Here is a 7,102-nt window from a genome sequence, read left to right as displayed (position 1 = left end):
GCAGCCGTGTCGTCTCCGAGTCGCCGGCTCCGGGCCCGGCGAGCGCGCGGCGATCCGACGGCGTCGCTCCGCGCGTCGGGCCGGTGCCGGTGTCGACCACGACGTGCGTCAGCGCATCCAGGCTCACCTCCACGTCGCCGGCGGCGACGGCGGCCGCGAGCGGGTCGTGCAGGACCGCCTCGCGGACGCCCGAGACCTGCTCGTAGAAGTCCAGGTAGCAGTCGAGCATCCGCCCGATCGCGGCGACGGCCGGAGCGCCGGCGGCGCCGATGACGGCCTGGTCGTCCGGCGTGAGCGGCTGCCGCATGGTGACGTCCAGCGGCACGAGGGTCACCGGCCACGGCGCGGCGAGCACGGCCGCGGCGGCCTCGGGGTCGTGGAAGATGTTGGCCTCGGCGCGTACGGCGTGATGTTCCCCTCCGCCAGCACGGCGCCGCCCATGAGGGTGACCGAGTGGATGAGACCGGGGAGCTCCGGGTCGCTCGCCAGCGCGACGCCGAGGTTGGTCAGCGGGCCGATCGCGAGGACGCGGAGCTCACCGGGGTGCTCGCGCGCCAGCCGGCTCAGGGCCGCCGCCGCGTCGAGCGCCGCGACGCGCGTCGACGGCTCCGGGAGCCCGATGTCGCCCACGCCGTCGACGCCGTGCACCATCGGCGCCCCACCCAGGAACCCCCCCACCAGAGGGTCGTGCCGGCCAACGAAGACCGGGAGGTCGCCGACGCCCTCGAGCTCGAGGAGCGCGAGCGTGTTCTGGGCGGCCCGGGCCGCGGAGACGTTGCCGCTCACGGTGCCGATGCCGACGAGGTCGACCCCCGGCGTCCGGAGCAGATAGGCCAGCGCGAGGGCATCGTCGATGCCGGTGTCGCAGTCGAGGAACAGGGGCACGGTCACGCCGGAACGCTACGCCAGCGGCCCCGGCCGAGGCTCGCGGGCTCAGCCCGGGAGGACGGCCTCGATCCTGGAGGCGAGCCGTGCCGGAGCGACCACGGGCGCGTAGCGTCCGACCACGTCGCCGCCGGGGCTCACGAGGAACTTCGTGAAGTTCCAGCCGATCCGGCGACCGAGCAGGCCCCGGCGCTCGGACTTCAGCCACCGGTAGACGGGAGCGGCGTCCGGGCCGTTGACGTCGACCTTGGCGAACATCGGGAACGTGACGCCGTAGTTGCGCGTGCAGAACGCGCCGATCTGCTCGGCGTCGCCGGGCTCCTGGCCGCCGAACTGGTTGCACGGGAAGCCGAGGATCTCCAGGCCGCGGTCGGCGTACTCGGCATAGAGGTGCTGCAGCCCCGCGAGCTGGGGCGTGAAGCCGCACTGCGAGGCGGTGTTGACGACCAGGACGGCCTTGCCGCGATAGCGGGAGAGGTCGACGAGCTCGCCCGCGAGCGACTCCGCCTCGAAGTCGTGGAGGGTGGACATGGGCTCTCCTCGAGATGGTGGGATCGTGATTCGGAGCCGCGAGCTCGCCGGATGGCGGACGGCAGTGTGACCTCGGCCACGACTGGGTTGTTACCGGTCTCGTGCTCGCACCATCCTCGCCGACGCTGTTTCAGGCACGTGAAATCTCTCCACGAATGCGCCAACGTTGATTGACATGTGCACCGGGCCTGACTGACGTTGGTGCTCCCCGGACCAGCGTGAGGAGAGGGTCGCCATGCCCACTGACGCCGTCGTCGACACGAGCGACGTGGCCCCCGCCGATCGAGCCGACTACTGGCACTCCCACGTGTGCGACAGCTTCGTCCCGCTGCGCGTGACGCCCGCCCAGCGAGAGATCGACGGCCGGATCGCCGGCTGCTCCCTCGGCGAGACCCGCATCCGCCGCATCCGCGCGACCGGGCACGAGTTCGAGCGCCGACCGGCCGACATCCGTCGAGGCGATCCGGAGGTGCTGCACCTGGTGGTCCTCAACCGCGGCGCCACCCGGGTCGAGCAGGACGGCCGGCAGGCCGTCATGCGGCCCGGCGACGTGCTCTTCTACGACAGCTCTCGACCCTTCCGGTTCACCACGCCGGAGCCGTTCGACTACACCATCGCACTGGTGCCCAAGCAGCTCCTGCCCGTGCCGGAGCAGGCCGTCCGTGCCGGCACCGCGCGAGCCCTGTCCGGCCGCGACGGAATGGTGGCGGTGGCTCGCGACCTGGTCCGCGCGATCGCCCGCCACGGGCTCGGCGACGACTCCGGCCACCGGCTCGCCATGGAGCAGAGCCTGGTCGGCTTCCTCACCGCCCTCCTTCCGGCCGAGCCACCGCGCCTCCCGGGCGTCTCCGCGCTACGCGAGGCGGCGCAGGCGGTGATCGAGCACCGCCTCGCCGACACCGAGCTGTGTCCGGCCACGGTCGCCGCCGCGTGCAGCATCTCGGTCAGCTACCTGCACCGGATCTTCGCCCAGGACGGCTGGACGGTGGCCGGGTACATCCGCGAGCGCCGCCTCCAGGCGGCGTACCGCGACCTCGCCAATCCCGCCCAGGGAACGCTCTCCATCGCCGCCGTCGGCCAGCGCCACGGCCTCACCGACCCCTCGCACTTCAACCGCCTCTTCAAGGCCCGCTTCGACCTGCCGCCGGGCGAATTGCGTCGGCTGTCGACCTCGCTCACGACTGTGGAGCCATCGTCAAGGGCTGGATAGTCCCGTCCTACGGAGGCCGGTGCCGCGATTCCTAGCGTCGGTGCCATGGAATCCGCAATCGACCAGCACCTCGTCTGTCCCCGCAGCCTCAGCCGCCGCGTCCCCGACGACTACCAGCCGCCGTTCCCGATGTGGGTCGGCCGCGGCGACACGGGCGTCGAGCAGGTCGTGATGGCCTACCTCGGCGTGCAGTACGCCGACGAGAGCCGTCGCGACCAGGCGCTCGCCACGCTCCGCCATCTCGTGTCGACCTTCGACCTTGACGCCGGTCCGCTGAGCCACGACCTGACCCACCACGTCGACAACCGGGGCTTCCACAACCTCATGGTCGTCGCCTACTGGCCCGACGTCGCGACGTACGACGTGTGGCGCACCTCCACGGAGGTCGCCGGTTGGTGGGACTCCGAGGACCGCCTCACCGACGGACTCGGCCACTTCCGCGAGGTCACGGCTCCGCGAGTGGAGCAGCTCGAGACGCTCTACGCCTTCCAGGACCGGCTGCCGGGGATCGGCTCGGTGATGAACCGGATCAGCGGGGAGATCAACGAGCACGGCTACTGGGGCTCGATGCGCGAGCGGATGCCGCTGTCGCAGACCGACTGGATGCAGCAGCGCGGCGCCCTCACGGTGCTGGAAGGCGACCCCGCCGCCGGCGGCCGGGTCGTCGTGGGCGGCCACGACAACATCGCGTTGATCCGCTCGGGACAGGACTGGATCGACGCCGGCCCCGAGGAGCGATCGCTCTACCTCGACGAGATCCTGCCGACGCTGGAGGCGGGGATGGACTTCCTGCGCGACAACGGCCGGGACGTGGGCTGCTACAGCAACCGCTTCGTGCGGAGCATCGACCTCGACGGCAACCTGCTCGACGAGAGCTACAACATCGGCCACTGGTCCTCGCTCGACAAGCTCGAGCGCTGGGCCGAGTCGCACCCGACCCACCTGCGGATCTTCACCACGTTCTTCAAGGTCGCCGCCGGGCTGGAGAAGCTCCGGCTCTACCACGAGGTCTCCGTCTCCGACGGCGCCCACCAGCTGTTCGAGTACGTCAACTGCCACGCCGGCACCGGCATGCTCCGCGACGTTTCGGGGGTGTGACATTTTCCGTCCATATGTCGACATCCATTGACATATGAATCTGACCAGACCAGAGTCCCGTGCCACCGCGACCTCGACGTCGCGGCGAGCCACCCTCACTCGTAGGAGACAACCCATGCCGCTCGACCAGCCCGACCTCGAGGCCATCGGCCGCCTCGCCGAGGCCGCCCGGCTCGACATCAGCCCCTCCGACCTCGAGGTCTACCACGGCGCCGCCTCCGGGCTGCTCCAGTCGTGGAACGTCGTCGAGGAGCTCTACGCCGAGATCGCGCCGGTCGCCCCCCAGCGCGACTGGACCCGTCCCGAGGCGACCGAGAACCCGTTCAACGCCTGGTACGTCCGGGCCGAGATCGCGGGCGCCTCCGACGGGCCGCTGACCGGCCTGCGGGCCGCGATCAAGGACAACGTCGCCGTCGCCGGCGTCCCGATGATGAACGGCTCGACCACCGTCGAGGGCTACACCCCCGACACCGACGCCACCGTGGTCTCGCGTCTGCTCGCCGCCGGGGCGACCATCGCCGGCAAGTCGGTCTGCGAGGACCTCTGCTTCTCCGGAGGCTCGCACACGGCCAAGACCGGCCCCGTCCGCAACCCGTGGGACCAGACGCGGTCGGCCGGCGGCTCCTCGAGCGGGAGCGCCGCCCTGGTCGCCTCCGGCGAGGTCGACATCGCCGTCGGCGGCGACCAGGGCGGCTCGATCCGGATCCCCTCGGCCTTCTGCGGCACCGTCGGCCACAAGCCGACCTTCGGCCTGGTCCCCTACACCGGCGGCTTCCCGATCGAGCAGTCGATCGACCACCTCGGCCCGATCACCCGCACGGTCGCCGATGCGGCACTGATGCTCACCGTCCTCGCCGGCACCGACGGTCTCGACCCCCGCCAGCCCAGCGCGATCGCGCCGATCGACTACCTCGCCGCCCTCCAGGAGCCGGCCACCGGCCTGCGGATCGGCGTGGTCACCGAGGGCTTCGGCCTGGCCAACTCCGAGCCCGAGGTGGACGCGTGCGTCCGGGCCGCCGTCGCCACGCTCGAGGCCGCGGGCCTGGTCGCCGAGGAGGTCTCGATCCCCTGGCACCGGCACGGTGCCGCGATCTGGGACGTCATCTCCGTCGAGGGCGCGACCTGGCAGATGGTGGAGGGCAACGGCTACGGCATGAACTGGAAGGGCTACTACGACCCCGAGCTGATCGCCCACTACGGCAGGCAGTGGCGCGAGGACCCGAGCGCCTTCTCCGAGACCGTCAAGCTCGTCGCCCTCGGCGGCACGTACGCCCTCCAGACCGCCTACGGCAAGCACTACGCGATGGCGCGAGCCCTCGAGACCTCGCTCCGCGAGGCGTACGACGAGGCGCTGGGCTCCTACGACGTGCTCGTCATGCCCACCCTCCCGATCCGGGCCAGCGTCATCCCCGACGCGGACGCCCTGGTCGCCGACGTCCTGGGCCGGGCACTGGAGATGGTCGCCAACACCTGCCCGTTCGACGTGACCGGGCACCCGGCCTGCTCGGTGCCGGCCGGCCTGGCCGACGGGCTTCCCGTCGGCCTCATGATCGTCGGCTCGATGTTCGACGACACCACCGTCCTGCGCGTCGCGCAGGCACTCGAAACCGCAGTCGGGGGCTTCCCGCTGCCGACCTCTGTGAGGAGCAACGCATGAACGGAGTGTTCGACCTCGCCGGCACCGACGGACTGGGGCCGGTCGTCGTACCCGACGACGAGCCCGTCTTCCGCGCCGAGTGGGAGAAGGCCGTCTTCCCGATGTTCGCCATGTGCTTCCGGGCGGGCTTCTTCGGCGTGGACCAGTTCCGCCACGGCATCGAGCTGATCGATCCGGCCGTCTACCTGAAGTCGCCCTACTACGAGCACTGGGTCCACACCGTCGAGCACTTCGGCGAGACGCTGGGCAAGCTCGACATGGCCGAGCTGGACCGCCGTACCCGGCACTACCTGGAGAACCCCGACGCCCCGCTCCCCGAGCACGCCGACGACCCCGAGCTGCTCGCCTTCGTCGAGGCGGTCGTCCCGGCGGGCGCCTCGGCCAAGCGGGAGACCGAGAAGGTCGCCCGGTTCGCGGTCGGCGACGTCGTACGGGTGGACCGTTCCGCCCCCCGGGGCCACACCCGCCGCGCCCGCTACATCCGTGGCGCGGTCGGCGAGATCACCCACCACCACGGCTCGTTCATCTACCCCGACACGGCCGGCAACGGTCTCGGCGAGAACCCCGAGCACGTCTACACGGTCCGGTTCACCAACGCGGAGCTGTGGGGCGCCGACCACGCCGAGCCCAACGGCGCCGTCTACGTCGACGTCTGGGACCCCTACATCGAACTCGTCACCGAAGGAGCATCCGCATGAGCACCACCACCCGCAGCCAGGAGGAGATCGCCGCCCGCGTCAAGGCGCTGGAGTCGCTCCTCATCGAGCAGGGCGTCATGACCGCCCAGGCCATCGACCGCCTGGTCGAGATCTACGAGACCGAGGTCGGGCCGCAGCTCGGCGCGAAGGTCGTGGTCAAGGCGTGGACCGACCCGGAGTTCCGGGCGCGCCTGATCGAGGACGCCACCGAGGCCTGCAAGGAGCTCGGCATCAGCGGCCTCCAGGGCGAGGACATGGTCGTCCTGGAGAACACCGACACCGTGCACAACATCATCGTGTGCACGCTGTGCTCGTGCTACCCGTGGCCGGTGCTCGGTCTGCCACCGAACTGGTACAAGGACCCGCAGTACCGCGCGGCGATCACCCGCGAGCCCCGGAAGGTGCTCAGCGAGACCTTCGGCTTCACCGTCGGCGACGACGTCGAGGTGCGGGTCTGGGACTCGAGCTCGGAGATGCGCTACTGGGTGCTCCCGCAGCGCCCGGTAGGGACCGAGGGCTGGTCCGAGGAGCAGCTCACCGAGCTGGTCACCCGCGACTCGATGATCGGCGTCGGCCCCGTGAAGGCGGCGTCGTGAGCATCGACGCGCTGATCCTCGACCTGCCCGCGGCCGACCAGCGCCGTGTCGTGGAGCAGCTGGTCTGCGGCCTGCCGGGCGGGCGTCCCGACCAGCTCTCCTTCGAGCAGCCCTGGGAGATCCGGGCCTTCGCGATCGCCATCGCGGCCCACAACGCCGGTGAGTACCACTGGCCCAGCTTCCAGGGTGCTCTGATCGACTCGATCAAGGAGTGGGAGGCGACCAGTTCGACGCTCGACGACCCCTCGTGGTCCTACTACGAGCACTGGGTGACCGCCCTGGAGACCGTCCTCGGGAACGCCGGCATGCTCGACGCCGCCGGCCTGGACGCCCGGACGAGGGACGTCCTCGCCACCCCCGCCAATCGCAACCATCATGAGGCTCACCTCGAGCCGATCGCGATCGACCCTGCTCGCGCCTGACGCGA

At 71.0% G+C, this 7,102-nt stretch carries 9 protein-coding genes; 6 read left to right on the top strand and 3 right to left on the bottom strand.

Annotated elements, in window-relative coordinates; all coding sequences use genetic code 11:
• From QM572_RS09870 to QM572_RS09860, 3 genes are all read right to left on the bottom strand, one after another.
• Window positions 1-355: nucleoside hydrolase (locus QM572_RS09870; protein ID WP_415092555.1), on the bottom strand; the 355-nt coding region annotated here is incomplete at its 3' end.
• Window positions 331-891, bottom strand: coding sequence for a nucleoside hydrolase (locus QM572_RS09865; protein ID WP_415092553.1), 561 nt, complete (start codon window positions 889-891; stop codon window positions 331-333). The genes QM572_RS09870 and QM572_RS09865, both read right to left, overlap by 25 nt.
• Window positions 892-933: 42 nt before the next feature.
• Window positions 934-1,416, bottom strand: a complete 483-nt coding sequence (locus tag QM572_RS09860) for a glutathione peroxidase (protein WP_415092551.1) — start codon at window positions 1,414-1,416, stop codon at window positions 934-936.
• Window positions 1,417-1,651: 235 nt separating this feature from the next.
• Between QM572_RS09860 and QM572_RS09855 the strand changes: the two genes are divergently transcribed.
• The 6 genes from QM572_RS09855 (at window position 1,652) to QM572_RS09830 (ending at window position 7,097) form a co-directional block, all read left to right on the top strand.
• Window positions 1,652-2,626: a helix-turn-helix domain-containing protein gene (locus QM572_RS09855; protein WP_415092549.1), complete on the top strand. Its 975-nt coding sequence runs from the start codon at window positions 1,652-1,654 to the stop codon at window positions 2,624-2,626.
• A gap of 45 nt (window positions 2,627-2,671) precedes the next feature.
• Window positions 2,672-3,724: a phenylacetaldoxime dehydratase family protein gene (locus tag QM572_RS09850; protein ID WP_415092547.1), complete on the top strand. Its 1,053-nt coding sequence runs from the start codon at window positions 2,672-2,674 to the stop codon at window positions 3,722-3,724.
• 115 nt (window positions 3,725-3,839) lie between these two features.
• Window positions 3,840-5,381, top strand: coding sequence for an amidase (locus QM572_RS09845; protein ID WP_415092545.1), 1,542 nt, complete (start codon window positions 3,840-3,842; stop codon window positions 5,379-5,381).
• Entirely contained in the window at window positions 5,378-6,079 is a 702-nt protein-coding gene (gene nthB, locus QM572_RS09840; protein WP_415092543.1) for a nitrile hydratase subunit beta, read from the top strand. The genes QM572_RS09845 and nthB overlap by 4 nt, the downstream gene beginning before the upstream one ends.
• A complete protein-coding gene (nthA, locus tag QM572_RS09835) occupies window positions 6,076-6,675 on the top strand; it encodes a nitrile hydratase subunit alpha (protein WP_415092541.1) in 600 nt (199 codons plus the stop codon). Before nthB ends, nthA begins: the two co-directional genes overlap by 4 nt.
• Window positions 6,672-7,097: a nitrile hydratase accessory protein gene (locus QM572_RS09830; protein ID WP_415092539.1), complete on the top strand. Its 426-nt coding sequence runs from the start codon at window positions 6,672-6,674 to the stop codon at window positions 7,095-7,097. The genes nthA and QM572_RS09830 overlap by 4 nt, the downstream gene beginning before the upstream one ends.
• Window positions 7,098-7,102 lie beyond the last annotated feature (5 nt).

The organism is Nocardioides sp., assembly GCF_047607365.1.
Lineage (GTDB): Bacteria > Actinomycetota > Actinomycetes > Propionibacteriales > Nocardioidaceae > Nocardioides.
The sequence above is the reverse complement of the archived record's forward strand: the minus strand, read 5'-3'. Positions and strand labels throughout refer to the sequence as shown.